This window comes from Thermomonospora sp. CIF 1, from assembly GCF_001896795.1.
GTDB lineage: Bacteria > Actinomycetota > Actinomycetes > Streptosporangiales > Streptosporangiaceae > Thermomonospora > Thermomonospora curvata.
The window spans coordinates 124,176-150,393 of the sequence record NZ_MOYN02000022.1; the positions used below are offsets into that span (position 1 = coordinate 124,176).

Sequence of the window (26,218 nt, forward strand, 5' to 3'; positions counted from 1 at the left end):
CCGTGCCGGAGGGGGACACCGTCTGGCTGGCCGCCCGCCGGCTGCACCGGGCGCTGGCCGGATGGGCGCTGACGGTCTGCGACGTGCGCGTCCCCCGCTACGCCACGACCGACCTGCGCGGCCAGAGGGTGCGCGAGGCGGTCTCCCGCGGCAAGCACCTGCTGATCAGAGTGGACGGCGGGCTGAGCGTGCACGTCCATTTGAAGATGGACGGCCGCTGGCTGATCCGCCCCGCCGGCCCGGTGCCCCGCGACCATCGCATCCGCCTGGCGCTGGGCAACGAGCGCCATCTGGCGCTGGGCTACCGGCTCGGCGTCGTAGAGGTGCTGCCCACCGCCGCGGAGGAGTGCGCAGTCGGTCACCTGGGGCCCGATCTGCTGGGGCCGGACTGGGACCCGCAGGAGGCGGTGCGCCGCCTGCGCGCCCGTCCCGAACGCGCCATCGGCGAGGCCGTGATGGACCAGAGCGTGCTGGCCGGCATCGGCAACATCTACAAAAGCGAACTGTGCTTCCTGCGCGGCGTGCACCCTTGGCGCCCGGTCGCCGAGGCCGGGGACCTGCACGCCTTGGTGGATCTGGCCCACCGGCTGCTGGAGGCCAACAAGAACCGGCACGGGCACGTCACCACCGGTGACCTGCGGCCCGGACGCACGCACTGGGTGTACGGGCGGGCGGGCCGTCCCTGCCGCCGGTGCGGCGCCCGGATCGAGCAGGCCGAGCAAGGGCCGCCGGGGTGGGAGCGGCTCACTTTCTGGTGCCCTGGCTGCCAGGCCGCGCCTTGAGAAGAAGCGGCCGGCGGCATGCCGGGCCACTCGTCCCTTGAAAACCCGCCGGCCGTGTCCAGATGCGCTCTCCCCGACCGTGGCGGGGAGCGGCATCACCGGCCGACAAAGCGCTGGACCCGGCCCGTTCCAGGGCCGGGGTCCAGCGCATCTCACCGCAGGCGCGGTCGGCGAAACCTTTTCGACGCACCCTTCCCGCAGGTCGCCCGCGGGGACGTCGCAGTCGGGGCCGATGCCCTGACCTGCCGCGTCATGCCTCGAAGGCCGTCAGGACCCTCGTCCCGGACCTCCGAGACCGGGTGCTGAAAAGGTTCACTGGGTCTGCACCTCGAACATCCAGTGCTGCTTTTCCAGGTCGGCGGTGATGCCGATGAGCATGTCCTGGGTCACCAGGTCGGTCCGCCCGGTGGCCTCGATGCGTTCCCGGAAGCGAGCGATGATCTGCGCCAGGATGTCGGTCATGGAGGCGACCACCTTGTCGTCGGACTCGTAGCCGCCGTCGGGCTGGCGGATCTTGGTGGTGTCGGCGACCGTGCGCACCCGGCCGTCGGGGTTGACCCCCACCGCCACCGCGCGCTCGGCGACCCGGTCGGCGGCCTTGCGGGCCAGCGACACCACGTCATCCAGCTGCAGGTGCACCGACCGGAAGCGAGGGCCGGTCAGGTTCCAGTGATACTGCTTGGCCACCAACGACAGGTCGAGAAGATCGACCAGGGCGCCCTGCAGCGCCTCTCCCGTGGTCCGCCGGGCGGTCTCGTCACGCAGGGGGCTCATCACCGTCGCCATCATCGGCTCCTTCCGTGTCGAACGGGTGTCCCTTACCTTCAGGACCCTCCCCGCAAAAGCCGCGGGCAATCGCGGCGTACGTCACGGCAGCGGCCGAGGCGACGAACGCGGCCGGTCAGGCGGCCACCATGTCGGCGCGGAACTCGCCGGTGATCTCCTCTGGCGTGGACGGGATGGAGTCCGCCGAGATCGTCTCCCGCTCCAGCCCCTCGCCGAGCCGCTCGTGCGCGGGCGGGGCACCGGCCATCACCGGCTCCTGCTGCAGCTCGGCCAGCGCCAGCTGATCGGCGACTTCCCGCAGCACGTGGGACAGCGGCACTCCCAGGGCCTTGCAGATGGACGCGAGCAGTTCCGAGGACGCTTCCTTCTGCCCCCGCTCGACCTCCGACAGGTACCCCAGTGACACTCTTGCCGCAGCCGACACCTCGCGAAGGGTGCGACCCTGGCGCAGCCGCAGCTGCCGCAGTACGTCACCGAGCAGCTGGCGAAGCAGTACCATCGCTCGCTCCCTTCCCGGGTCTCGGACCTTCGACTTCTCCACGGTACCTGTCTACCAGGCGAGCACGGCAGACCAAGGATTTCGTGTTCGCTGGGAACGTAACGCTGTAATCAGCCAGCTTCTTCCCGATCCTCCCCCCACCGGTGGGCATCCGGACCGGTCCCGACCCCAAGGAGGATACGTCTTAGCAGGTCAAGGGCGTGCACCACGGTCATTTCGCGGATCGGCCCGCGGGCCTGGGCGCCCGATTCGGGCACCGGAAGGTTCGGAGCCCTCACCACCGGGTTAGCCTTGCCAGGTTCGGCCACGGCGATGAAGACCGTTCCCACCGGGCGGCCGTCCTGGGGGTCCGGGCCCGCCACCCCGGTCACCGCCAGCCCATAAGAGGCGCCCAGCCGGTCCCGCACCCCGGCGGCCATCGCGGCGGCCACCTCGGGATGCACCGCTCCCTCGGCCGCCAGCAGGTCCGCCGGCACGCCCAGCAGTTGATGCTTCAACCGCGTGGCATACGACACCACGCCGCCGGCATAGGTGACCGACGAACCGGGCATGTCGGTCAACCTCGCCCCCAGCAGCCCCCCGGTCAGCGACTCGGCCGTGGCCACCGTCGCCGACCGCTCCGCCAGCAACCGGTGCACGACCCGCTCCAGGGTCTCCTCCTCCGCGCCATAGACCACCGGGCCCAGCAGCCGGCGCGCCATCGCCTCGGCGCGTTCCAGCAGCTTCGGGGCGTCGCCTCCGGTCGCGGTGATCCGGATCCGCACCTCGCCCGGGGAGGGCAGGTAGGCCAGGCGCACCCCCTCCATCGCCTCGACGGGGGCCAGCCGGGCGGCCAGCTCCGACTCCCAGACCCCGGCGGTGCGCAACGTCCGTCGTGCGGTGCGCGTCCGTCCCAGGCGGGCGCTCAGCTCCGGCAACACCGTCTCGGTCATGATCGCGCGCATCTCATGCGGGACCCCCGGCAGCGCGTACACCACGCCTCCGGGCAGCTCCACGCGCAGCCCGGGGGCGCTGCCGGCGGGGTTGGGCAGGATGCCGGCGCCTTCGGGCAGCTCCGCCATCCGCAGCGCCATCGGCACCAGTGTCCGCCCGGCCCTGGCCGCCCGGACGCGCAGCCGCTCCTCCAGATGCGGGTCGCGGACCAGGTCCACGCCCGCCAGGGCGGCCAGTGCCTCCCGGGTCAGATCGTCGTAGGTGGGGCCGAGCCCACCGGTGACGATGACCACATCGGCCCGCCGCAGCGCCCCGGTGACGGCCCGGGTGATCGCCTCCAGTTCGTCGCCGACCACCACGCTGCCGGTGACCTCGGCGCCGAGGTCGGCCAAACTCCGGCCCAGCCACGCGGCGTTGCCGTTCACGACGTCGCCGAGCAGCAGCTCGTCCCCCACCGTCACCACTTCGACCCGCATGCCGCTCCCTTTCACCGGCGGTCGGGACGCCCCCGCCCCATGAAGCGTGGTCATGCTCTCACGGCCGGAGCCGCATCAAGCCGGTGCGGCACGCCTCAGCCGCCAGGCCTGCACCACGTAGTCGACGCCGGTGACCACGGTGACGGCCACGGCGGCGGCCATCGCCGCCCAGCGCAGCGGACCCAGCGGGCCGGGCAGGATGAACAGCCCGATCGCGATGATCTGCAGCATGGTCTTGAGCTTGCCGCCCTTGCTGGCCGGGATCACCCCGTGGCGGAGCACCACCAGCCGCAGCACGGTGATGCCCAGCTCCCGGACCATGATCACTGCGGTGACCCACCACCACAGCTCGCCCAGCAGCGACAGCCCGACCAGCGCCGTGCCGGTCAGCGCCTTGTCGGCGATCGGGTCGGCGATCTTGCCGAAGTCGGTGACCAGGCCGTATCTGCGGGCCAGATCCCCATCGATCTTGTCGGTGATCGAGGCGGCGGCGAACACCGCCAGCGCTGCGATCCGTCCCGCGGTGCCCTCGGTGAACAGCAGCCAGGCGAACAACGGCACCAGCAGGATGCGCACCAGCGTCAGCAGGTTGGCGACGTTGTAGACGCTGACCGAAGCAGGCGGCAGGGGGGCGCCGGAGCGGCCGGCCGCCTGCTCCGGTCCGGGCGCGGCGGCCGAATCCGGCCCGACGGCGCTCATGGCGCGTCCGCCGTGGCGACCCCGGCCACCGGAGCATCGGCGGGTGCGGGCTCCGCCACCAGATCGACGCCCTCGCAGTCCACCACGGTGGCGGTGACGAACTCGCCCACGGCCAGACCCCGGCCCCGTACCAGCACCGTGCCGTCCACCTCGGGAGCCTGGTGCTCGGCCCGCCCTTCGAAGACCCCTGGTTCCACCTGCTCCTCCAGCAGCACCCGCACGGTGGTGCCGATCCGTTCCTCGGCGCGCTGCGCGGTCAGTTCCTCGGCCAGGTGCGACACTTCCGCGACCCGGTGGGCGATCTCCTCTTCGTCCAGCTTGCCGTCCAGCGCCGCCGCCTCGGTGCCCTCTTCGTCGGAGTAGCCGAAGACGCCGATCGCATCCAGCCGGGCCTCGCTCAAGAAGGCCATCAGCTCCTCCAGGTCGTCTTCGGTCTCGCCGGGGAAGCCCACGATGAAGTTGGAGCGCACGCCCGCATCGGGGGCCTTGTCGCGGATGCGGGCCAGCAGCTCCCCGAAGGTCTCCCGGTCGCCGAAGCGGCGCATGCGGCGCAGCACCGGCCCGCTGGCGTGCTGGAAGGACAGGTCGAAGTAGGGGGCCACGCCGGGCGTGGTGCACAGCACCTCGATCAGGCCGGGTCTCAGCTCGGCCGGCTGCAGGTAACTCAGCCGCACCCGCTCGATGCCGTCGATCGCCGCCAGTTGCGGCAGCAGCTTCTCCAGGGCCCGCAGGTCGCCCAGGTCCTTGCCGTAGGAGGTGGAGTTCTCACTGACCAGGACCACCTCCCGCACGCCGCGTTCGGCCAGCCAGGCGGCCTCGGCCAGCACCTCCTGCGGGTCGCGGGAGACATAGGCGCCGCGGAAGGCCGGGATGGCGCAGAACGTGCAGCGCCGGTCGCAGCCGGAGGCCAGTTTGAGCGGGGCGACCGGGCCGCCCTCCAGCCGCCGCCGCAGCACCCGCGGGCCGGAGGCCGGCGCCAGGCCCTCGGGCAGCTCGCCGTGGCCGGGGATGGCCACATCGCGGGCCTTCTCCCGGCGCGCGACCGGGGTGATCGGCAGCAGGGTGCGCCGGTCCCGGGGGGTGTGCGCGGGACGGCGGATCCCGGCCAGGACCTCCTCGAGCCGCTCGCCGATGTGGGCGTAGTCGTCGAAGCTCAGCACGGCGTCGGCCTCGGGCAGCGATTCGGCCAGTTCGGCCCCGTACCGTTCGGCCAGGCAGCCGGCCGCCACCACCTTGGCGCCGCTGTCGTGGACGGCCAGCAGGGTGTCGATGGAGTCCTTCTTGGCGGCGTCGATGAAACCGCAGGTGTTGACCACCACCACACCGGCCTGGCCGGCCTCGTCGACCAGCGTCCAGCCGGCGTCCTCCAGCCGGGCGGCGAGTTCCTCGGAGTCGACCTCGTTGCGCGCGCAGCCGAGGGTGACCATGCAGACAGTGCGGCGAGCGGACATGCCTCTAACCGTAGTGGGCGCCGCGCGCCCGGCGGACCGGGTGGTCACCTTCGCGTCCGCGCCGGCGGGGCGGCCCCGGCCCCGCGAGGGGCGCTCAGGTGCCCTCCGGGTCGCCGGGGCCGAAATCAAGGCGCAGCACCTGGCCGTCGGTGCCGGGGGAGCCCAGTTTCTTGCCGTTGACGGTGAGCTCGACCCCGCCGCCGTTGCCGATCAGGATGTAGATGCGCTTTTTGGCGGTCCACTCCATGCTCTTGCCGGACGCCAGCAGCCCGCTGAACAGCTGCCTGCCTTTTTCGTCCCGGACGTTGAGCCAGCTGGAGCGCTTGGCCTTCACCCGCAGCTGGACGTTCTTGCGGGGCACCGCCGCCACCGCATCGGGGGCGGGGGTGGCCGTGGCGGACTGCGCGGGCAGGGCGGCCCGGCTGGGCTGCGCCACCGGCTGGGCGGTCTGCGGATCGGTGGCGCCGCCGTCCAGCACCCGGACGATCCCGTACAGCACCACCAGCACCAACGCCACCGCCATGGCCGCGGTCCAGTTGGGCGAACGAGGCTCGGCGATCTTCACCGGCCGTTCCGATTCGAAGGCCGCGGCGGCCGACGTCGGTTCCAGCGCGCCGTATTTGCGGTCGAACTCGCGGATCAACGGCTCGGGGTCGATCCCGACGACCTTGGCGATGCTGCGGATGTGGCCGCGGGCATAGAAGTTGCCGCCGCAGGAGGCGAAGTCGTCGGCCTCGATGCCGCGGATCACGCTGGCCCGGATCCGGGTCCGCTCGCTCACCTGACTGATGGTGAGACCTGCTGTCTGACGGGCGGTTGCCAAGGTCTCACCGATGCTCACGCCGCGCCCTCCCGGAATTGCAGATCGGCCGTGCCGGGCCGATCACGGTGAACAACACAGCTTCGTCGCTACCGTTCCCGTGTGGTCCAGTCTAAGAAGCGGCATGCCCGTTAAGCGATACGCAACGCGTTCGAAACAGGGCAAGATTTCGCATCATTCGGAGAACGTCCCGGAAGCCGCGTCCAGACCCATCGCAGGAGGGGTTCGGCCGCCGCATGCGGCCCGTCCCCCGGCCTCATCCCCCGCCGCGCACCCGGGCCAGCGTCTCGGCCAGGTCGTCGGGCTTGACCAGCACGTCACGCGCCTTGGAGCCTTCGCTGGGACCGACGATGCCGCGGCTTTCCATCAGGTCCATCAGCCGGCCCGCCTTGGCGAATCCCACCCGCAGCTTGCGCTGCAGCATGGAGGTGGAGCCGAATTGCGTGGTGACGACCAGTTCAATGGCCTGCAGCAGCAGTTCCAGGTCATCGCCGATGTCGGAGTCGATCTCCCGCTTGGGGGCGGCGGACTCGATGACCTCGGGCCGGTAGGCGGGCTCCTTCTGCTTCTTGCAGTGCTCCACCACGCCCATGATCTCTTTTTCCGAGACATAGGCGTTCTGGATCCGCATCGGCTTGCTGGCGCCCATCGGCAGGAACAGCGCATCGCCCTGGCCGACCAGCTTCTCGGCGCCCGGCTGGTCCAAGATGACCCGGCTGTCGGCCAGCGAGCTGGTGGCGAACGCCAGCCGGGAGGGCACGTTGGCCTTGATCAGCCCGGTGACCACGTCCACGCTGGGCCGCTGGGTGGCCAGCACCAGGTGGATGCCGGCGGCGCGGGCCAGCTGGGTGATGCGGACGATGGCGTCCTCCACGTCCCGGGGCGCCACCATCATCAGGTCGGCCAGCTCGTCCACGATCACCAGCAGGTAGGGGTAGGGCTCATAGACCCGTTCGCTGCCGGGCGGCGGCTTCAGGTGCCCGGCCCGCACCGCCTTGTTGAAGTCGTCGATGTGGCGGAAGCCCGAGGCCGCCAGGTCGTCGTAACGGCGGTCCATCTCCCCCACCACCCACTGCAGGGCCTCGGCGGCCTTCTTGGGGTCGGTGATGATGGGGGTGATCAGGTGCGGGATGCCCTGGTAGAGGGTCAGCTCGACCCGTTTGGGGTCCACCAGCACCATCCGCACCTCATCGGGGGTGGCCCGCATCAGCACCGAGGTGATCAGCCCGTTGATGCAGGTGGACTTGCCGGCGCCGGTGGCCCCGGCGATGAGGATGTGCGGCATCTTGGCCAGGTTGGCCACCACGGTGCGGCCCTCGACGTCCTTGCCCAGCCCCACCACCATCGGGTGCCGCTCGTTGAGGGCGGCCGGGGAGCGCAGCACGTCGCCCAGGCTGACGATGTCCTTGTCGACGTTGGGGATCTCCACCCCGATCGCCGATTTGCCGGGGATCGGGGAGATGATCCGCACATCGGCGCTCTTGACGGCGTAGGCGATGTTCTTGGTCAGCGCGGTGACCTTCTCCACCTTCACCGCCGGGCCCAGCTCGATCTCATAGCGGGTGATCGTCGGACCCCGGGTGAACCCGGTCACCTGCGCGTCGATGTCGAACTGCTCCAGCACCTCGGTGAGCGCCGCCACCACCATGTCGTTGGCCTTGGTGCGGGGCTTGGCCACGGTGCCGGGACGCAGCAGCGACAGATCGGGCAGCTCATAGTCGCCGGACGGCGACGGCAACGGCAGCTGCTCGGCATGGCGCGGCGCCGGGGTCGGGTCGGGAACCTCCGGAAGCGCCGGGGTCCTCCGCTCCGGCTGCTCCAGGAACGGTTCGGGCTCGGGCTCGAACAGGTCGTCGGCCAGGTCCCGCCGGGGCGCGGGATCCTGCGGGCGCTCCTCCAGGACGGGGGTGTCGTACGGCTTGGAGTGCTCGCCGATGTCCAGGCCGTCCTCGTCGGAGGGCCGCCGGGCCGCGGCCGTCTTCTTGCGCCGCTGCTTGGGCTTGGGCTCTTCCTCGGGCCGCTCGCCCGCCTCCGGGTCCTCGCCGGCGCGTTCGCGCAGCATCACCAGGTCTTTGAGGGCGGCGAGCCGTTCGGGGATGCGGTACACCGGGGTCGCGGTGACCACCAGGAGGCCGAAGACGGTTCCCAGCAGCAGCAGCGGCACCGTCACCCACGTGCTGAACAGCGCCTTGAGCGGGGCCGCCACCAGCCAGCCCAGCACCCCGCCGGCGTCGCGGACCCGGCCCATCTCCTCGGCGGGGGACGGCAGGCCCGCCGCCAGGTGGACCAGGCCCGCCACGCAGATCGCCAGCGCGCTGGCGCCGATCACCACCCGGCCCAGGTCGCGGTTGCGTTCGGGGTGGCGCAGCGTCCGGTATCCCAGGACGGCCACCACGACCGGCAGCACCACGGCGAGCCTGCCGAAGGCGCCCCACACCACCGTCTCCAGCGCGATGAGGACCACGCCCTCCTGGAGCCGGAACCAGGTGACCGCGGCCAGCACGATCGCGGCGCCCAGCAGCGCCACTCCCAGCCCGTCGCGCCGGTGCTCGGCGTCCAGTTCGCGCGCCCCCTGCCCGTAGGCCCTGACCCCCCGGCCCACGCTGCCCGCCAGCGCCCGGTACAGCCCGGCCAGCAGCCGCAGGCAGCCGATGATCAGCCGGGCGAGCGGCCCCGGGCGGCGGGAGGACCGCCCGCTCTTGGCCGGCCGGCGCGCCGCGGCGCCCTTGCGGGCCGCGGCGCGCCCGGTGGAGGTCTTGCGGACGGGCGCGGTCTTGGTGGTGCCGGCGGCACGCCCGGCGGGGGCCGTCCTGCTCGCGGCCTTACGCGCGGTGCCGGATGTGCGCGGGCTTCCAGGGGTGCGCGAGGAACCCTGGGCTCCTCCGGACGCACGTGTGGCCATGGTGACGAGCGTAGCGAGCACCCCAACGGATGCCCTGCAATCGGTTGATCCCGCGTGTCGCGGCGGCCGGGAAGGATCCGCCGGGCGCGTCCGCCGGCGGCGGACGCGCCGTCAGACCTCGACCACCACCGGGACGATCATGGGACGGCGGCGGTAGTTCTCATTGACCCAGCGGCCGACGGTGCGGCGGATCAGCTGGCTGAGCTGGTGCAGCTCGTTGACGCCCTCGGCGGCGGCCTCCTGCAGCACCTCCTCGATCCGCTCGATGACCTCCTCGAAGTCCTCATCGGCGATGCCGGCGCCGCGGGCGTGGATCTCCGGGCCGGCCACCACCTTGCCGGTGGAGGCGTCGACGCCGACGACGATGGAGACGAACCCCTCCTCGCCGAGGATCCGCCGGTCCTTCAGGGAGGTCTCGGTGATCTCGCCGACCGACAGGCCGTCGACGTAGACGTAGCCGGCGGGGACCGCGCCGGTGATGGAGGCCCGCCCGTCGACCAGGTCCACCACCACGCCGTCCTCGGCGAGGACGATGTTCTCCTCGGGCACGCCGGTCAGCGCGGCCAGGCGGGCGTTGGCCTTCAGGTGCCGCCACTCGCCGTGGATGGGCATGAAGTTGCTGGGCTTGGTGAGGTTGAGCACATACAGCAGCTCGCCCGCCGAGGCGTGCCCGGACACGTGCACCAGCGCGTTGCCCTTGTGGATGACGCGGGCGCCCCACCGGGTGAGGCCGTTGATGACCCGGTTGACGGCGGTCTCGTTGCCGGGGATCAGCGAGGAGGCCAGCATCACCGTGTCGCGCTCGGTGATGCGGATCTGGTGGTCGCGGTTGGCCATCCGCGACAGCGCCGACATCGGCTCGCCCTGGGAGCCGGTGCACACCAGCACCAGCCGGTCGGGCGGGACGTCGTCGATCTGCCGCTGCTCGATGAGGATGCCCTCGGGCACCTTCAGGTAGCCCAGCTCGCCGGCCACTCCCATGTTGCGCACCATGGAGCGGCCGACGAAGCAGACCTTGCGGCCGTTGGCGGCGGCGGCGTCCAGCACCTGCTGCACCCGGTGGATGTGGGAGGCGAAGCAGGCCACGATGATCCGCTCGTCGGCGGTGCGGAACACCTCATCGATCACCGGGCCGATCTCGCGCTCGCTGGTGACGAAGCCGGGCACCTCGGCGTTGGTGGAGTCGCACATCAAAAGGTCGATGCCCTCGGCGCCGAGGCGGGCGAAACCGCCCAGGTCGGTCAGCCGCCCGTCCAGCGGCAGCTGGTCCATCTTGAAGTCGCCGGTGTGCAGCACCAGCCCGGCGGGGGTGCGCACGGCCACCGCCAGCGCGTCGGGGATGGAGTGGTTGACCGCCAGAAATTCCAGGTCGAACGGGCCGAAGGAGCGCCGCTCGCCCTCGGTGACGCCGATGGTGACCGGCCGCAGGCGGTGCTCGGTGAGCTTGGCCTCGATCAGCGCCAGGGTGAGGCGGGACCCCACCAGCGGGATGTCGGCCCGCTCGCGCAGCAGGAACGGCACCCCGCCGATGTGGTCCTCATGGCCGTGGGTCAGCACCACGGCCTCCACCTGGTCCAGCCGGTCCCGGATGTAGTCGAAGTCCGGCAGGATCAGATCGACGCCCGGCTGCTCCTCCTCGGGGAACAGCACGCCGCAGTCGATGATGAGCAGCCGCCCGCCGAACTCGAACACCGTCATGTTGCGGCCGATCTCCCCGAGGCCGCCCAGCGGGACGATGCGCAGTCCGTTCTCCGGCAGGGCGGGCGGGCTGGAGAGCTCAGGGTGCGGATGGCTCACGGGGACCCCACCCGGCGGCCCGGCCGCCCTTGGGGCATGGGCCGTGACTTCGTGCGTGCGCTCATGCCTCAACCTCCTGCACCTTGACTCCCCCCTGTGCGAGGTCTTCGCGCAGCCGCGCCACGAACTCCGGCGTCGCCGGCGCCAGCGGCGGCCGCAACGTACCGCCCGGCAGGCCCAGCAGGCCCAGGGCCGCCTTGGTGGCGATGGCGCCCTGCGTGCGGGTCATGATGGCGGTGACGACGGGCAGCAGCCGGCGGTGGATCGCCAGCGCCCGGCCGGTGTCGCCGCTTCGGTACGCCTCGATCATCTCATGCAGGTCTGCCCCGACGACATGTCCGATAACGCTGACGAACCCGGCGGCTCCCACTGACAGCCAGGGCAGATTCAGGTTGTCGTCGCCGGAGTAGAAGACCAGGTCGGTGGCGGCCATGACCCGGGAGGCGGCGAACAGGTCGCCCTTGGCGTCCTTGACGGCGACGATGCGGGGGTGCTCGGCCAGGCGCAGCAGCGTGTCGGTGTGGATCGGCACACCGGTGCGGCCGGGGATGTCGTAGAGCATGTTGGGCAGCCCCGTGGCGTCGGCGACCGCGGTGAAGTGGGCCAGCAGGCCCTCCTGAGGGGGCTTGTTGTAGTAGGGCGTGACGACCAGCAGCCCGTGCGCCCCGGCCCGTTCGGCCCGCCGGGCCAGCTCCAGGGTGTGAGCGGTGTCGTTGGTGCCCACACCGGCCACCACCGTGGCGCGGTCGCCCACCGCCTCCAGCACCGCCCGCAGCAGGCGGTCCTTCTCCTCGTCGCTGGTGGTGGGGGCCTCGCCGGTCGTGCCACTGACGACCAGGCCGTCGTTGCGCTGCTCGTCGACCAGGTAGGCCGCCAGGCGGGCGGCGCCGTCGTAGTCCACCTCGCCGCCGGGGGTCATCGGGGTGACCATCGCGGTCAGCATCCGGCCGAACGGCGCGTCACTTGCAGTAGTGGGTGCCATGCCTCGAACGGTACCGTCACGGCCGGTGCCGCCGCGCCCACAGGTGCGCCTGCCGTTGGGCGGGGCGCGGCGCAAGGGCATGGGGCAGAGCACGAAGAGACGCCGCGGCTGTGCGCTCGGGGGTACGTACAGCCGCGGCGTCTACACCGACATCGTGACATGAAAAAGCCGCGCCACGGCGGGAAAACCGGTGATTTTTCGACTCAATTGAGTAACGCCGGGACTCAATCGGATAACGGCGGCGCCCCGCGGCCCGCCGCGCCCTTCGGGCCGTGCTTTTCAGCGCCCGATCCCGCACCTTGGAGGCGGGAGCCCCGGTGCCGTCACAGGTCACGGCATCGCCCCGAGGACTGCGCACCCGCAGGCGGTCTGCGGAAAAGGATTCGCCGCTCAGATGGCGGGCGCGCCTCATGGCCGGGCCCGGGCACGTGATCACCCGGGCCTGACCGGTGTGCACCCCCTTCAGCCCCGCCGGGCCCGTTCAGCCGGTGCTCGCGGGGCTGGGATCGGCGTCGGACAGTTCACGGAGCCGGGCGCGCAGTTCCTCGACGCTGAGCGTGCGCACCAGTTCGTTGCCCCGGACGGCCCACCAGTGCCCAGAGCCGCCCCGGCCGAACCTCCACCCGGAGAATTCGGCCGACAGCTCGCCGAGCCGGTGGGTCACCTGTGCTGTGGTGTCCTCCATCTCTTCGACCTCGCTCCCCACAGTCGAGACTGCGCCTGTGTCCGACCGGCCGCCGACCCCCATCGGCCGCTGATCCGCCGTGGGATCTACCCTGCCGCGAGCATTGCCATGCACAGCCTTCACCTGCGAAAACGTCTATTTGGGAACGTTACAAGCCAGCTGACCGACTGGCTAGAGTTTTCTGGCGCGATCGGTAGCCGGTCTTTGCGGTATCGCTCTTGCCGCCGCCCCTCGACCGTCCACTCGCGGCACAACGACGCGCTGCGGAAAGCCATGTGGGGGTTGTGCGAGGGAGTCGAGACCGCGCCGCACGGCTCCCCGGCCCGGCCCGTCAGCGGCCGGCAGGCCGGCACCCCTCTGCTCTGAACACCGTGACGCGGTCTTGCGATGAGGTGCGCCACCGGCTCGGCGCACCCGGCGAAGTGCCGTCCCACCAGGGACTTTGTCGGCCGTGACCCATCGTAGGGCATATGACGGCTTGGTCCGGTCACCCAAGAGGAGACGATGACGGGCACAGCGCATCCCGTCCGCCGGGACCGTTCCAGAACCGGAATCGGACCGTCCCGCCGCGGTCCGCTATAGCCTGGCCCCGTCACCCACGATCATCAGGAGATGACGCCCATGGCCGATGTCGGCGTACGGCCCGCCCGCCGGGCGGACGCGGCGGCGGTCGCCGACGTGCAGGTGCGGGCCTGGCGAGAGGGGTACCGGGAGCTGCTGCCGGCGAAGGTGCTGGCCGAGGTGACCGCGCCGCAGGCGGCGGCGGTGTGGCGGGAGCGCTGGCTGCAGGCGATCACCGATCCGCCCAGCCCGCGGCACCGGCTGCTGGTGGCCGTCTCCGCCGAGCTGGTGGTGGGGTTCGCCGCGCACGCCCCCGCCGAGGACCCGGACCTGGATGCGGCCACCACCGCCGAGCTGGTGACGCTGCTGGTCGACCCGGTGCACGGCCGGGCCGGGCACGGCAGCCGGCTGCTGGCCGCCACCGCCGACCTGCTGGGCGAGGACGGCTTCGCCACCGTGGTCTGCTGGGTCTTCGAGCAGGACGCGGTGATGCGCCGCTTCCTGGGCTCGGCGGGCTGGGCCCCCGACGGCGCCCGGCGCGTGCTGGACATGGGCGAACCGGTGCCGATGATCCGGATGCACACCGATATCTCCGGCGGCACCCGGCGTCTGTGAACGTTCTCGAATGAGCCCGTACGGTGCCGTACGGGCACCGTCGTTGCATGCCGGACACTCCCGGGAATCGTCGCGGCCGAACCTTTTTCACCGGCGCCGGACGCATCGGCCGCCGCGGCAAAACCACCCGAAAAAGGTTCGATATTCCACCGGTCTCCGCCAGGAGATCAAAGAAATCCGACATTCGGGGAGGAATCTTGGCTGCGCAATCCGTCCGCCGGGGGCTGCTGGTCGGGCTCACCGCAGGCGCAGTGGTCTGCGGTCTGGTGACACCGGCAACGGCCGACACCCGCAACCCGTACGACATCGACGCCGCCGCGATCGCGGAGACGACCGAACCCGCCGGCGCCCTGGAGGCGACCGAGCTCACCGAGGCCCTGGAGACGGCCGGCCTGGCCGACGTGCAGCTGCTGCAGACGGCGACGCTGACCGCCCGGCGCGGCTCACGGGTCATCCGCTGCCGGATCAACGTCTCCGACCCCTCCTTCCGCTCCAGGCGGACCGTCCGGGTGGTGGTGACCGTCCGGTGCAACGACAGGGTCGGCAGCATCCGCATCGGGGCGCAGCTGCGGAGCAGCCGCGGCGTGGTGGACCGGGAGAGCGAGTCCGCCCGTAACACCCGCGGCGTCTCCGCCACCCTGTCCGGCAGGTGCGAGCGCGGCAGGTCCTACCAGGGGCTGGCGAGCGTCCGGGTGACCTTCCCGCGCGGGTACCGCCCGTCGCAGGACTCCGTCACCGTGCGCGGTGACGCCGGCAGGTGCCGGTAAGGGCGTGAACGCGCCATGCACGGCGGTGGGCCCCGCCTTCCGGCAGAAGGCGGGGCCCACCGCCCCGTCCGCAGGCTCAAAGCCGTCATCGGGCGTCCGCACGCCCGGGTGGCGCGGTGGGGCTCTCCACGTCGGTCAGGTAGAAGTCAAGCGCCCCTCCATCGGGCCGGGTCGCCCTGACCGCAAGCCGCCCGGCCGCCGAGCGCATCCGCAGCCTGCTGGGCAGCCAGTGGTGCCGCCGGTGCTCGGGCACGACCTCAAGGTGCAGCAGCTGGCCGGGATCGGTCCGCGTGCACGCGCGCACCCGCAGATCGCCCCAGGCCGTCCCGGCGGGCGGGGCGGCGGCCACGGCCAGGCAGCCGAGGTCGCCGCCGCTCAGGCCGGACCTGATCCGGTAGGCGCCGTCGCCGGCGTACTCGAAGTAGAACCGCTGCCCGGCCCGGCGTCCGCACTCCCGCCCGTGCACGGTCCGGCCGCCCGGCGGGCCGGTCACCTCCAGGCAGTGGTCGTCGGGGACGGTGTGGATCCGGTACCAGCCGTCGGCCAGCGGCCCCGCCGGGCGGCGGGCCTCGGGCATGTGCCGCCCCGCCGGAGGCCGGCTGAGCTGGGGCGCGCTGCCGACGGCGCAGACCAATGTCACCGCGCCGACCGCAAGGAATCTGATCAGACCCCGCCGGCGGCCCGGTGCCCGTGCCCTCCCGCCCGGAGGGCCTGCCGCCGTCTCCCGCCCGTCCTCCTCCGGAAGGTGCATCCGGGGCCGCTGCGGCCCGAAGGGCTCCTCCACGGGCCGCCCGGCCGGGGCGGGGGCGGCGCCGTCATCGGGCGGCACGGGCCTGTTCTCGGCCTCCATCGCGATGCGCCTGCGGACGGCCGTCCACTCCTCGACCGTGGCGGCGTCGCAGCCGCAGGCCCGCACGAAAGCCGCGACCAGCCGCTCGCCCGGCAGCGAGGCGCGGCGCAGCGCGGTCGCCAGCGTGCTGGAGGGCAGGTGGTCTCCATTGGCCGCGGCACGTCTGCTCAGTTCCCGATAGGAATATCCAGACCATGCTTTGAGGCATCGCGCCTTGCCGACATATTCTTCGGCCGTTCGCACATCCCGCGGAGTCGGTGGTAACTGAGTCATTACTGGCTCCCGAGCCTTTCCGGTGCCCTCAGTATCACCGGTACCCATTGAAGGCTCACCGCCGAATATCGCCCAACCTGTCAAAACGGCTTTTCCGCGGGCCGGAGCGACCGGCCGGCCGGTCGCAGGGGCGGGGTCGCGGCGCACCCCGCCTGCCCTGCGGCTATGTTTGAGGCGCACCGACCAGCCGTACGTCCCAGAGCCAGGATGATCGATTGAGCGTCCCCGCGACCGCCCTCGCCCCCGCACTGCCCGCAGAGCGATCCGGACGGCGCCACCGCCTGGCGCTGGTGATCATGAGCCTGGGCGTCTCGCTGGTGGTCGTCGACGGCACCATCGCCGGCGTGCTGACCCCCCGGCTCGTCGCCGAGCTGGGCCTGACCACCAGCGGCGCCGAGTGGGTCTCCTCGATCTACCCGATGGTGTTCGCCGCGCTGCTGATCCCCCTGGGCAGGGTCGGTGACCTGGTCGGACGGCGCCGGGCCTTCGCGGTGGGCGTGGCGGTGTTCACCGCGGCCGGGCTGCTGGCGGCGCTGGCGCGCGACGGCGCCACGCTGATCGCCGCCCGGGCGCTGCAAGGCGTCGGCGCCTCGATGATCATGCCGGCCACCCTGGCCACCATGAACGCCGTCTTCACCGGGCGGCGGCGGGCCATGGCCTTCGGCATCTGGGGCGCCCTGGTCGGCGGGATGGCCGCGCTGGGCCCGCTGCTGGGCGGCGCCATCGCGACCGCGCTGAGCTGGCGCTGGGCGTTCGGCGTCAACGTGCCGCTGGGGCTGGCGCTGCTGGCCGGGGCGCTGGCGGTGATGCCCGAGACCCGGCAGCGCGGCGCGGCCGGCATCGACCCGCCGGGCACGGCGCTGGCCGTGCCGGCCCTGGGCGCGCTGGTCTTCGGGCTGATCGAAGGCCCCAACTACGGCTGGTGGGAACCCGTGCGGCCGTTCACCGCAGGCCCCTACGCCTGGCCGGGCGGCCTGTCGCCGGTGCCGGTGGCGCTGAGCCTGGGGCTGGTGCTGCTGGCCGCCCTGGTGGTGGTCGAACGGGTGCGCGCCGCGGCGGGACGGGCGGTGCTGCTGGACCCGGCGCTGCTGCAGATCGCCTCTTTCCGGCGCGGCGGCCTGACCGCCGCGCTGATCAGCGTGGGGGAACTGGGCCTGGTGTTCGTGCTGCCGCTGTTTTTGACCGGCGCGCACGGCACCTCGCCCCTGCACATCAGCCTGGCCATCGTGCCGCTGGCCCTGGGGGCGTTCCTGGCCGGGCCGCCGGCGGGCCGCCTGGCGGGCCGGTGGGGTCCCCACCGGGTGGTGCGGTGGGGCCTGGCCCTGGAGGTCGCCGCGGTGGCCATGATCGGGCTGACGCTGACGGCGCGCACCGGCGGGTGGGGGCTGGCCCCGTGGATGCTGCTGTACGGGGTCGGGCTGGGCCTGGCCTCCGCGCAGCTCACCAGCGTGTGCCTGGCCGAGGTGCCGGCCGGGCGCGCCGGGCAGGCCTCCGGCATGCAGTCGGCCCTCCGGCAGGTCGGCGCGGCGCTGGGCATCGCGCTCATCGGCGCGGTGTTCGCCACCGGGCTGGGCCGCGAAAGCGCCCAGCGGCTGGAGCGCACCGCGCTGCCGGCCGAGCGGCGGGCCGCCGTCGTCCACCAGCTGCGGGAGAGCGCCGGCACCCACGCCCACGACCTGAGCCGCACACCGGGGGCGGAGGCCGAGGCCGGCGCGGCCCGTGCCGCGCTGGCCGCCGCCACCCGCCAGGCGATGTGGGCCACCGCCGGCATCCTGGCGCTGGGTCTGCTGATGAGCCTGCGGCTGCGGCCGGTCCCCGCCTCCTCCCCCAAGGAGTCCGATCCCATGACCGCACAGACAGGAGAGTGACCGGTGGCCACGCTCGCGCAGTGGATCGCCGGATCCCGCCCTCGCACCCTGCCCGCCTCCCTGGTCCCGGTCGCCGTCGGAACCGGGATCGCCGCGGGCGAGGGCCGGGTCATCTGGTGGCGCGCCGCCCTGGCGGCGATCGTCGCCCTGGCGCTGCAGATCGGCGTCAACTATTCCAACGACTACAGCGACGGCGTCCGCGGCACCGACGATGAGCGGGTCGGCCCGCTGCGGTTGGTCGGCTCCGGCGCCGCCGGGCCCCGGCAAGTGCTGGCCGCCGCGCTGGGCTGTTTTCTGGTCGCCGCCGTCGCCGGGCTGGTGCTGGCCGCGGTGACGACCTGGTGGCTGCTGCTGGTGGGCCTGGCCGCGATCGTGGCCGCCTGGTTCTACACCGGCGGCAAGAACCCTTACGGGTACCGGGCGCTGGGCGAGGTGTCGGTGTTCGTCTTCTTCGGCCTGGTGGCCGTGGTCGGCACCGTCTATGTGCAGGCCGAGCGCCTGCCGTGGGAGGCGTGGGCCGCGGCGGTCCCGGTCGGGCTGCTGGCGTGCGCCCTGCTGGTGGCCAACAACCTGCGCGACATCCCCTCCGACACCCGGGCCGGCAAGCGGACCTTGGCGGTGGTGCTCGGGGGGCCGCGCACCAGGATCCTGTACGCCGCGTGCGTCTCCCTGCCCTACCCCATCGCGCTGGCGATGTCCGCCCCGCACCCGTGGGTGCTGCTGGCGATGCTGTCCACCCCGTTGTCGCTGCCGCCCCTGCAGAAGGTGATGCAGGGCGCCAAGGGCGCCGAGTTGATCCCCGTGCTGGGCGAGACCGGACGTCTGCAGGTCGCCTACGGGACGCTGCTGGCCATCGGGCTGGCCCTGTAGCCGCCTTGCGGAACGCCCACCGCCCCGGAACCGGTTCGCCGAACCCTTTGCGGGCCGGTGGGCGTTCCGGCCGCTACTCGGCGGCCAGATTCCAGTCGATCTCGGGCAGGCCCGCGTCGGCCAGCGCCTTGTTGACCGCGCTGAAGGGGCGGGTGCCGAAGAACTTCTTGGCGCTCAGCGGGCTGGGGTGCGCCGACTCCAGCACCACGTGGGCCGGGTTGGTCACCAGGCGGGCCTTCTTGCGGGCATAGGCGCCCCACAGCACGAACACCACCCGCTCCTGCTTGGCGTTCAGCGCGGTGATGGCGGCGTCGGTGAACTCCTCCCAGCCCTTGCCGGCGTGCGAGCCCGGCTCGCCCTCCCGGACCGTCAGCACCGCGTTGAGCAGCAGCACGCCCTGCTCCGCCCACGGTGTCAGATCGCCGCTGTCGGGGATCGGCACGTTCAGGTCGGCCGCCAGCTCCTTGTAGATGTTGCGCAGCGAGGGCGGCAGTTTGACGCCCTTGCGGACGCTGAAGCTCAGCCCGTGGGCCTGGCCGGCGCCGTGGTAGGGGTCCTGACCGAGGATCAGCACCCGGGCGGCGTCATAGGAGCAGCGCCTGAACGCGTTGAACAGGTCCTCCCGCGGAGGGTAGACGGTGTGCCGCTCGTACTCGTCGGCCACGAACGCGCCGAGCGCGGCCATGGCCAGTGGATCGAGCAGCGGCTCGAGCCGCTCGCGCCAGTCGGCGGGCAGCAACTCCATCAGGTCCAGGGACATCGTCAAGGTCCTCCACGGAAAGCGTTCGGTCACCCAGGACCCTATGACGGGCCACCGACAGCGCACCGGCGAAACAGCGCACGAAGGCGGAACATTGCGCACCGGCGGAACCCGGTCACGGCCCTATGATCACCACATATGCCGTCTCGTCCCCTCTTGCGCGCCGTCGCCGCCTGCACCGGTGCCCTCCTGGCCTGTCTGACCGCCGCCGGGTGCGGCAAACCGTCCGGGCCGGTGACGCTCACCGTGTTCGCCTCCGAATCCCTGACCGAGGCGTTCACCGAGCTGGGCGCGCTGTATGAACGCTCCCGCGGGGTGCGGGTGCAGCCGGTCTTCGGCGGCGACCTGGAGCTGGTCGAGCGGCTGCGGGACCGGCAGCAGGCCGATGTGCTGGTGACCGCCGACGAGACCGCCATGCAAGAGGCGGCCGAGCACGTGGAGTCCCGGCGGACGGTCATCGCCCGCAACTCCATGACGATCGCGGTCGCCCCCGGCAACCCGCGGAAGGTGCGCGGCATCGCCGACCTGGCCCGGCCCGGCCTGCGGGTGGTGCTGGGGGCCTCCATGGCTCCGGCCGGCCGCTACGCCCGGCGCATCCTGGCCAGGGAGGGACTGACCGTGCGGGCCGTCTCAGAGGAGATCAGCTCGCGTGCGGTGCTCACCCGGGTCCGGACCGGGGAGGCCGACGCCGGGGTCGTCTACATCACCGATATGCGCTCGGCGGGCGCCGCCGCCAGCAGCGTCCCCATCCCCGCCGACCAGAACGTCACCGCCGCCTATCCCGCCGCCGCCGTCCGCGACGGCGAGCACCCGGAGGCCGCGCGGGCGCTGATCGACTGGCTGACCTCCGAGCAGGCCCGCACCGTCCTGCACCGCCACGGCTTCGCCCTGCCCTAGGCGCGCAAGGACGCGTTCACTCCTCCAGCGCGGAGGGAAGGCCGCCCTCTTCGCACAAGGCCAGGCAGTCGTCATGGGACTGCAGGGCCTTCAGCACGGCCGGGACCGGCGAGGCGTACACGGTCAGGTAGTCGACCTCGCCCAGCTCCGGCCGCACCGTGTAGACCAGGCGGTCCTCGGTGGCGGAGAACTCCACCCCTTTGCCGGCCTCGCCGCCGCGCGGGTCGACCCGGACCCAGTGGTCCTCCAGCAGCACCGCGGCCAGACCGTGCAGGACGAACGCAGAGCCGTCCTCGGTCAGCCGCTGGTAGCACAGCCCCGCCTCCACTCCCCCGGCCCGCAGCAGCGCCACATACAGGTGCGCCTTGGCGTAGCACAGCCCGGTGCGCTCGCGCAGCACATCGGAGGCGCGCCAGGTGAGCCGGCGGTCACCGGCGTCCGGGGAATGGGAGATCTCGTCGCGGACGAACTCGAAGACGGCCTTGGCGTAGGCGGCGTCGTCACCGGTGCGCATGGACGCCGCGGTCGAGACGATCAGGTCGTGCTCCACGTCGATCGCCTCGTCGGCGCCCAGATAGGCCCAGGGTTCCGCGGCCAGCTTCAGTGGCGCCCTCATAGCCCCAGCAGCGACTCGATTCCGACGGTCAGACGGTCGGGCAGGTCGGCGACGCGGCGGACGGCCAGCAGCACCCCCGGCATGAACGACTCGCGGTTCATCGAGTCGTGCCGGATGGTGAAGACCTCCCCGTGTCCGCCCAGCAGCACCTCCTGGTGGGCGACCAGCCCGGACAGCCGCACCGCGTGCACCCGCACGCCCTGCACATCGGCCCCGCGCGCCCCGTCGATCTGGGAGGTGGTGGCGTCCGGGGACGGGCCGACGCCGGCCTTGGCGCGGGCCTCGGCGACCAGCTCGGCGGTGCGGTAGGCGGTGCCGCTGGGGGCGTCGGCCTTGTTGGGGTGGTGCAGCTCGACGATCTCGACGGATTCGAAGAACGGCGCGGCGCGGCGGGCGAAGTCCATCATCAGCACCGCGCCGATGCCGAAGTTGGGGCCGATGAGCACGTTGCCGCGCGGGTTGTCGCGCAGCCAGGCGCGCACCTGCTCCAGCCGCTCGGCGTCGAAGCCGCTGGTGCCGACCACGGCGTGCAGGCCCTGCTCGATGCACCAGCGCAGGTTGTCCATGACCACGGCGGGATGGGTGAAGTCCACCACCACCTCGGCGGAGGTCAGCGCCTCCCGCGCGTCGCCCTGATCGACGGCGGCGACCAGCTCCAGGTCGTCGGCACCCTCCACGGCCCGGCACACCTCGGCCCCCATCCGGCCGCGCGCACCCAGCACCCCCACCTTGATCACGTTCGTTCCTCCGCTTCCACGGCCCTGCCCATCAGGGTCATCTGAGCCTATCGCGGCAGGTGATGAACGACGGTCAGGCGCTGTCGATCATGCCGATCGACAGCGCCGCCGGTCAGTCGTTGTCCAAGGCCAGGTTCAGCAGCCAGCCGACCAGGGCGATGATGATGGCGCCCCAGAAGGCCGGCCAGAACCACTCCACATGGAACGGCAGATCCAGCTCGCCGGCCACCCAGCTGGTCAGCACCAGCAGCGCGGCGTTGACGACCAGGCCGAACAACCCCAGTGTCAGCACGTAGAACGCGCAGCCCACGGTTTTGATGATCGGCTTGATCAGCACGTTGACCAGGCCGAAGATCACCGCCACGGCCAGCAGCGTCCCGGCCTTCTCGGCCGTGGTGCCGGCCTCCACGTCCACCCCGTCCACCACTGCGGTCGCCACCCACAGCGCCACGGCGGTGGTGAGCACCCGGATCAGCACGTCCATGGGCCGACCCTATCGGGCGGCGAAGGCTCTTCCAATGGTCAAGCCTTTGCCAAAGCTCACAAAGTGAACTCCCGGTCCCCGAAGGGGCCCACGACGGCCAGTGTGTCGAGCCGTCCCAGCACCTGGCGGGCCACTTCGCGGACGTCGTCCACGGTGACCGCCTCGATGCAGGCCAGCGACTCCTCCACCGGCTGCAGCCGCTCGTACACCAGTTCGCTTTTGCCGAGGCGGCTCATCCGCGAGCCGGTGTCCTCCAGCCCCAGCACCATCGCCCCGCGCAGCTGGCCCTTGCCGCGTTCCAGCTCCTCGGTGTCCAGGCCGCCGTCGGCCAGTTTGGCCACCTCGTCCCGGCAGATCGCCAGCACCTCATCGACCTTGCCGGGCTGGCAGCCGGCGTACACGCAGAACATGCCGGTGTCGGCGTACTGGGAGGTGTAGCTGTAGACCGAGTAGGCCAGTCCGCGTTTTTCGCGGACCTCCTGGAACAGCCGGGAGGACATGCCGCCGCCGAGCACGGCGTTCAGCACGCCCAGCGCGTAGCGGCGCTCGTCGGTGCGGCAGACGCCGATCCCGCCGAGCACCACGTTGGCCTGCTCGGTGTCCTTGTCGATCACCCGTACCCCCGGCCGTCCCGCCACGGGGGGCCCGCCGATGCGGGGCGGGGCCGGCTGCTCGTCGCCGCCCAGCCGGCCGGCGAACGCCTCGGCGACCTGCCGGACCAGCTGGTCGTGGTCGAGGTTGCCGGCCGCCGCGACCACGAGGTTGGGCACCAGGTAGTGCTCGCGGTAGTAGCGGTCGATGACGTCGCGGGACAGCGCGTTGATCGTCTCGACCGTGCCCAGGATCGGCCGGCCCAGCGGCAGGTCGCCGTACAGCGCGGTGGCGAACTCATCGTGCACCAGGTCGCCGGGGTCGTCGTCGCGCATGGCGATCTCTTCCAAGATCACCCCGCGCTCGGCCTCCACGTCCTCGGGGCGGTTGAGCGAGTCGATCACCATGTCGGAGACCACGTCCACCGCCAGCGGCAGGTCGCTGTCGAGCACCCGGGCGTAGTAGCAGGTGTACTCCTTGGCGGTGAAGGCGTTCAGGTCGCCGCCGACCGCGTCCAGCGCCGCGGAGATCTCCAGCGCCGAGCGGCGCCGGGTGCCCTTGAACAGGGTGTGCTCCAGGTAGTGGGAGGCGCCCGCGTCGCGGGCCTCCTCGTCGCGGGAGCCGACGCCGGCCCAGATGCCGAACGCCGCCGACCGCACCGTGGGCATGGTCTCGGTGATGATGCGCAGCCCGCCGGGCAGCACGGTGCGCCGGACGACGCCGGCGCCGTCCGTGCCGGGATGGAGCGTAACGGTGGTGCCGGGTTCCTGCGCCCTCGCCGACAGCGTCACGCCCTGCTCACCTTCATCGGGTTCATCGCTTCCTCGTTACCGCACCACACGACGGCCGACCGGTGTGACCTGCAGGTCAGCCGGCCGGCCATCGCGGATCGTGTCGATGTGGCGGGGTTCGCCCGCCGGGGGGTTGTTACGAGTTGCGCTGACCGCTGTCGCCGCGGCTGCGGGTGCGCCGCCGCCGCGGACGCTCGGTGCGCTGCTCGCCGGAGGACTGCCGGGACTCGGCCGCGGCCTTGGCCGGCTCGCCTCCGTTGGCGGCCCGCTCGGCCGCCTCGCGCTCGATCACCTCGACCGGCACCAGCGACAGCTTGCCGCGCGGGTCGATCTCGGTGACCTCCACCTGGACCTTCTCGCCGACCTTGAGGTAGTCCTCGACGTTGTCGATCCGCGCCCCGCCGTGCAGCTTGCGGATCTGCGACACGTGCAGCAGGCCGTCCTTGCCGGGCAGCAGCGACACGAACGCGCCGAACGTGGTGACCTTGACGACGGTGCCCAGGTAGCGCTCGCCGACCTCGGGCATGTGCGGGTTGGCGATGGCGTTGATGGCCTGCCGCGCCGCCTCCGCCGAGGGGCCGTCGAGCGCGCCCACGTAGATGGTGCCGTCGTCTTCGATGGTGATGTCGGCGCCGGTGTCGTCCTGGATCGAGTTGATCATCTTGCCCTTGGGGCCGATGACCTCGCCGATCTTGTCGACCGGGACCTTGATGGTGATGATCCGCGGCGCGTACGGGCTCAGCTCGGCCGGCTCGGAGATGGCCTCGGCCATCACGTCCAGGATCGCCAGCCGGGCCGCCTTGGCCTGCTTGAGCGCGGCGGCCAGCACCTCGGCGGGGATGCCGTCCAGCTTGGTGTCCAGCTGCAGCGCGGTGATCAGGTCACGGGTGCCGGCGACCTTGAAGTCCATGTCGCCGAAGGCGTCCTCGGCGCCGAGGATGTCGGTCAGCGTGACGTACTCGCCGTTCTCGTAGATCAACCCCATGGCGATGCCGGCCACCATGTCCTTCAGCGGCACGCCCGCGTCCAGCAGCGACATGGTGGAGGCGCACACCGAGCCCATCGAGGTCGAGCCGTTGGAGCCGATGGCCTCCGAGACCTGGCGGATGGCGTAGGGGAACTCCTCGCGGGAGGGCAGCACCGGGATCAGCGCCCGCTCGGCCAGCGCACCGTGCCCGATCTCACGCCGCTTGGGCGAGCCGACCCGGCCGGTCTCACCGGTGGAGTACGGCGGGAAGTTGTAGTGGTGCATGTAGCGCTTGGTGCGCTCGGGGCTGAGGGTGTCGATGGTCTGCTCCATGCGGAGCATGTTCAGCGTGGTCACCCCCAGGATCTGGGTCTCGCCCCGCTCGAACAGGGCCGACCCGTGCACCCGCGGCACCACGTGCACCTCGGCCGACAGCTGCCGCAGGTCCTTGACGCCGCGGCCGTCGATGCGCACGCCGTCGCGGACGATCCGCTCACGGATCAGCTTCTTGGTGACCGCGCGGAAGGCGGCGGCCAGCTCCTTGTCGCGGCCCTCGAAGTCCGGCAGCAGCTTTTCGATCGTGGCGGCGCGCAGCTCCTCGAGCTTGGCCTCGCGCTCCTGCTTGCCGACGATGGTCAGCGCCTGGGCCAGGTCCTCGGAGACCGTGGCCGAGACCGCCTCCAGCACATCGTCGGTGTAGTCCAAGAACAGCGGGAACTCGATGGTCTCCTTGGCGGCCACCGCGGCCAGCTCGCGCTGGGCGTCGCACAGGATCTTGATGAACGGCTTGGAGGCCTCCAGGCCCTCGGCGACCCGCTCCTCGGTGGGGGCGGGCGCGCCCTCGGCCACCAGCTTGAGGGTGTCGCGGGTGGACTCGGCCTCCACCATCATGATCGCCACGTCGCCGTTGTCCAGCGTGCGGCCGGCCACCACCATGTCGAAGGTGGCGCGCTCCAGCTCGCTGTGGGTGGGGAAGGCCACCCACTGGCCGTCGATCAGCGCCACCCGGACCCCGCCGATGGGGCCGGAGAAGGGCACCCCCGACAGCAGGGTGGACATCGAGGCGGCGTTGATGGCCACCACGTCGTACAGGTGCTCGGGGTGCAGCGCCAGGACCGTCTCGACGATCTGGATCTCGTTGCGCAGGCCCTTGGCGAACGACGGGCGCAGCGGACGGTCGATGAGCCGGCAGGTGAGGATGGCGTCCTCGCTGGGGCGGCCCTCGCGGCGGAAGAACGAGCCGGGGATGCGCCCGGCGGCGTACATCCGCTCTTCCACATCCACCGTCAGCGGGAAGAAGTCCAGCGTCTCCTTGGGTTTCTTGGAGACGGTCGTGGCCGACAGCACCATCGTCTCCTCGTCGAGGTAGACGACGGCCGAGCCGGCCGCCTGCCGGGCCAGCCGCCCGGTCTCAAAACGCAGGGTGCGGGTGCCGAACGAGCCGTTGTCGATCACGGCCTCGGCAGTGTGTACTCCTTCGATACGCACGGGTTCCACAGGGTGCTCCTTCGCTTGCGTGCGTCCCCGCGAACAGGCCCTGTGGTTTCGCTGATAGCCGGTCTTCGATCGAAGCCCGCGGATCGCGTGGATCCGCAAGGCCACTACCGAGGACCGGCTGCGCCACATTCCGGCTGTCCGGTCGCGGGTCTTTATGTTGTTCAGTTGTAGACGGTATGTACCCGCCGTACGCCGGATACCGGCCTCTCGCGGGGATATACGCTGAGGGAGTGACCCTTGAGCGGGCCACTCCCTCACCGTC

23 protein-coding genes are annotated in these 26,218 nt (G+C 71.9%); 6 read left to right on the forward strand and 17 right to left on the reverse strand.

Going from position 1 to position 26,218, the window contains the following annotated elements; genetic code table 11:
• Positions 1–2 precede the first annotated feature (2 nt).
• Positions 3–782: a DNA-formamidopyrimidine glycosylase family protein gene (locus tag BUE48_RS16400; RefSeq protein ID WP_012853623.1), complete on the forward strand. Its 780-nt coding sequence runs from the start codon at positions 3–5 to the stop codon at positions 780–782.
• Between the two features lie 312 nt (positions 783–1,094).
• Here BUE48_RS16400 and BUE48_RS16405 read toward each other — a convergent pair whose 3' ends face one another.
• The 10 genes from BUE48_RS16405 to BUE48_RS16450 form a co-directional block, all read right to left on the reverse strand.
• Positions 1,095–1,568, reverse strand: coding sequence for a Dps family protein (locus BUE48_RS16405; RefSeq protein WP_012853624.1), 474 nt, complete (start codon positions 1,566–1,568; stop codon positions 1,095–1,097).
• A 115-nt stretch (positions 1,569–1,683) separates the two neighbouring features.
• Positions 1,684–2,067, reverse strand: coding sequence for a helix-turn-helix domain-containing protein (locus BUE48_RS16410; RefSeq protein ID WP_012853625.1), 384 nt, complete (start codon positions 2,065–2,067; stop codon positions 1,684–1,686).
• A 110-nt stretch (positions 2,068–2,177) separates the two neighbouring features.
• The gene (locus tag BUE48_RS16415) at positions 2,178–3,476 is read right to left on the reverse strand and encodes a competence/damage-inducible protein A (protein WP_012853626.1); all 1,299 of its coding nucleotides are present in this window, start codon (positions 3,474–3,476) and stop codon (positions 2,178–2,180) included.
• A gap of 75 nt (positions 3,477–3,551) precedes the next feature.
• The gene (pgsA, locus tag BUE48_RS16420) at positions 3,552–4,175 is read right to left on the reverse strand and encodes a CDP-diacylglycerol--glycerol-3-phosphate 3-phosphatidyltransferase (protein WP_012853627.1); all 624 of its coding nucleotides are present in this window, start codon (positions 4,173–4,175) and stop codon (positions 3,552–3,554) included.
• Positions 4,172–5,626, reverse strand: coding sequence for a 30S ribosomal protein S12 methylthiotransferase RimO (gene rimO, locus BUE48_RS16425; RefSeq protein WP_012853628.1), 1,455 nt, complete (start codon positions 5,624–5,626; stop codon positions 4,172–4,174). Before rimO ends, pgsA begins: the two co-directional genes overlap by 4 nt.
• Before the next feature lie 94 nt (positions 5,627–5,720).
• Positions 5,721–6,467 carry a helix-turn-helix domain-containing protein gene (locus BUE48_RS16430; protein WP_012853629.1) on the reverse strand — a complete coding sequence of 249 codons (747 nt, stop codon included), beginning with the start codon at positions 6,465–6,467 and terminating at the stop codon, positions 5,721–5,723.
• Positions 6,468–6,702: 235 nt separating this feature from the next.
• Positions 6,703–9,348 carry an FtsK/SpoIIIE family DNA translocase gene (locus BUE48_RS16435; RefSeq protein ID WP_286990433.1) on the reverse strand — a complete coding sequence of 882 codons (2,646 nt, stop codon included), beginning with the start codon at positions 9,346–9,348 and terminating at the stop codon, positions 6,703–6,705.
• 111 nt (positions 9,349–9,459) lie between these two features.
• Positions 9,460–11,145, reverse strand: a complete 1,686-nt coding sequence (locus tag BUE48_RS16440; protein WP_012853631.1) for a ribonuclease J — start codon at positions 11,143–11,145, stop codon at positions 9,460–9,462.
• Between the two features lie 61 nt (positions 11,146–11,206).
• Positions 11,207–12,127 carry a 4-hydroxy-tetrahydrodipicolinate synthase gene (gene dapA, locus BUE48_RS16445; RefSeq protein WP_286990435.1) on the reverse strand — a complete coding sequence of 307 codons (921 nt, stop codon included), beginning with the start codon at positions 12,125–12,127 and terminating at the stop codon, positions 11,207–11,209.
• 481 nt (positions 12,128–12,608) lie between these two features.
• Complete coding sequence (locus tag BUE48_RS16450) at positions 12,609–12,812, reverse strand: hypothetical protein (RefSeq protein ID WP_148233040.1); 204 nt, start codon at positions 12,810–12,812, stop codon at positions 12,609–12,611.
• Positions 12,813–13,433: 621 nt separating this feature from the next.
• Between BUE48_RS16450 and BUE48_RS16455 the strand changes: the two genes are divergently transcribed.
• Positions 13,434–13,988, forward strand: coding sequence for a GNAT family N-acetyltransferase (locus BUE48_RS16455; RefSeq protein WP_286990437.1), 555 nt, complete (start codon positions 13,434–13,436; stop codon positions 13,986–13,988).
• Positions 13,989–14,185: 197 nt separating this feature from the next.
• Positions 14,186–14,755 (forward strand): hypothetical protein, encoded by a 570-nt coding sequence (locus BUE48_RS16460; RefSeq protein WP_012853636.1) that lies wholly within the window; start codon positions 14,186–14,188, stop codon positions 14,753–14,755.
• Between the two features lie 85 nt (positions 14,756–14,840).
• Here the strand turns inward: BUE48_RS16460 and BUE48_RS16465 are convergent, their stop codons facing one another.
• Positions 14,841–15,848, reverse strand: a complete 1,008-nt coding sequence (locus BUE48_RS16465; RefSeq protein WP_148233041.1) for a hypothetical protein — start codon at positions 15,846–15,848, stop codon at positions 14,841–14,843.
• A 245-nt stretch (positions 15,849–16,093) separates the two neighbouring features.
• Between BUE48_RS16465 and BUE48_RS16470 the strand changes: the two genes are divergently transcribed.
• Together BUE48_RS16470 and BUE48_RS16475 are read left to right on the forward strand one after the other, a co-directional pair.
• Positions 16,094–17,746: an MFS transporter gene (locus tag BUE48_RS16470; protein WP_012853638.1), complete on the forward strand. Its 1,653-nt coding sequence runs from the start codon at positions 16,094–16,096 to the stop codon at positions 17,744–17,746.
• A 3-nt stretch (positions 17,747–17,749) separates the two neighbouring features.
• Positions 17,750–18,616, forward strand: coding sequence for a 1,4-dihydroxy-2-naphthoate polyprenyltransferase (locus BUE48_RS16475; RefSeq protein ID WP_012853639.1), 867 nt, complete (start codon positions 17,750–17,752; stop codon positions 18,614–18,616).
• Positions 18,617–18,689: 73 nt separating this feature from the next.
• Here BUE48_RS16475 and BUE48_RS16480 read toward each other — a convergent pair whose 3' ends face one another.
• Complete coding sequence (locus BUE48_RS16480; protein ID WP_012853640.1) at positions 18,690–19,376, reverse strand: uracil-DNA glycosylase; 687 nt, start codon at positions 19,374–19,376, stop codon at positions 18,690–18,692.
• A gap of 138 nt (positions 19,377–19,514) precedes the next feature.
• Here BUE48_RS16480 and modA point away from each other — a divergent pair, with 138 nt between their 5' ends.
• Positions 19,515–20,273, forward strand: a complete 759-nt coding sequence (modA, locus tag BUE48_RS16485) for a molybdate ABC transporter substrate-binding protein (protein WP_012853641.1) — start codon at positions 19,515–19,517, stop codon at positions 20,271–20,273.
• Positions 20,274–20,289: 16 nt separating this feature from the next.
• Here modA and BUE48_RS16490 read toward each other — a convergent pair whose 3' ends face one another.
• The 5 genes from BUE48_RS16490 to BUE48_RS16510 all read right to left on the reverse strand — a co-directional run bounded on the left by BUE48_RS16490 (position 20,290) and on the right by BUE48_RS16510 (position 25,941).
• Positions 20,290–20,889, reverse strand: coding sequence for a transglutaminase-like domain-containing protein (locus BUE48_RS16490; protein ID WP_012853642.1), 600 nt, complete (start codon positions 20,887–20,889; stop codon positions 20,290–20,292).
• Positions 20,886–21,626: a 4-hydroxy-tetrahydrodipicolinate reductase gene (dapB, locus tag BUE48_RS16495; RefSeq protein ID WP_012853643.1), complete on the reverse strand. Its 741-nt coding sequence runs from the start codon at positions 21,624–21,626 to the stop codon at positions 20,886–20,888. The genes BUE48_RS16490 and dapB overlap by 4 nt, the downstream gene beginning before the upstream one ends.
• 112 nt (positions 21,627–21,738) lie before the next feature.
• The gene (locus BUE48_RS16500) at positions 21,739–22,110 is read right to left on the reverse strand and encodes a phage holin family protein (protein ID WP_012853644.1); all 372 of its coding nucleotides are present in this window, start codon (positions 22,108–22,110) and stop codon (positions 21,739–21,741) included.
• A gap of 56 nt (positions 22,111–22,166) precedes the next feature.
• Positions 22,167–23,492, reverse strand: a complete 1,326-nt coding sequence (locus BUE48_RS16505; RefSeq protein ID WP_012853645.1) for a M16 family metallopeptidase — start codon at positions 23,490–23,492, stop codon at positions 22,167–22,169.
• 136 nt (positions 23,493–23,628) lie between these two features.
• On the reverse strand, positions 23,629–25,941 hold the full coding sequence (locus BUE48_RS16510) for a polyribonucleotide nucleotidyltransferase (RefSeq protein WP_041442065.1): 2,313 nt from the start codon (positions 25,939–25,941) through the stop codon (positions 23,629–23,631).
• Positions 25,942–26,218: the final 277 nt, after the last annotated feature.

Bases quoted from the DNA above. Each gene is read 5' to 3' on its own strand.
- BUE48_RS16500 (WP_012853644.1), bottom strand. From the start codon at position 22,110: ATGGACGTGCTGATCCGGGTGCTCACCACCGCCGTGGCGCTGTGGGTG.
- modA (WP_012853641.1), top strand. From the start codon at position 19,515: ATGCCGTCTCGTCCCCTCTTGCGCGCCGTCGCCGCCTGCACCGGTGCC.
- BUE48_RS16435 (WP_286990433.1), bottom strand. From the start codon at position 9,348: ATGGCCACACGTGCGTCCGGAGGAGCCCAGGGTTCCTCGCGCACCCCT.
- BUE48_RS16450 (WP_148233040.1), bottom strand. From the start codon at position 12,812: ATGGAGGACACCACAGCACAGGTGACCCACCGGCTCGGCGAGCTGTCG.
- BUE48_RS16415 (WP_012853626.1), bottom strand. From the start codon at position 3,476: ATGCGGGTCGAAGTGGTGACGGTGGGGGACGAGCTGCTGCTCGGCGAC.
- BUE48_RS16405 (WP_012853624.1), bottom strand. From the start codon at position 1,568: ATGGCGACGGTGATGAGCCCCCTGCGTGACGAGACCGCCCGGCGGACC.
- rimO (WP_012853628.1), bottom strand. From the start codon at position 5,626: ATGTCCGCTCGCCGCACTGTCTGCATGGTCACCCTCGGCTGCGCGCGC.
- dapA (WP_286990435.1), bottom strand. From the start codon at position 12,127: ATGGCACCCACTACTGCAAGTGACGCGCCGTTCGGCCGGATGCTGACC.
- BUE48_RS16490 (WP_012853642.1), bottom strand. From the start codon at position 20,889: ATGAGGGCGCCACTGAAGCTGGCCGCGGAACCCTGGGCCTATCTGGGC.
- BUE48_RS16480 (WP_012853640.1), bottom strand. From the start codon at position 19,376: ATGTCCCTGGACCTGATGGAGTTGCTGCCCGCCGACTGGCGCGAGCGG.
- BUE48_RS16410 (WP_012853625.1), bottom strand. From the start codon at position 2,067: ATGGTACTGCTTCGCCAGCTGCTCGGTGACGTACTGCGGCAGCTGCGG.
- BUE48_RS16455 (WP_286990437.1), top strand. From the start codon at position 13,434: ATGGCCGATGTCGGCGTACGGCCCGCCCGCCGGGCGGACGCGGCGGCG.
- pgsA (WP_012853627.1), bottom strand. From the start codon at position 4,175: ATGAGCGCCGTCGGGCCGGATTCGGCCGCCGCGCCCGGACCGGAGCAG.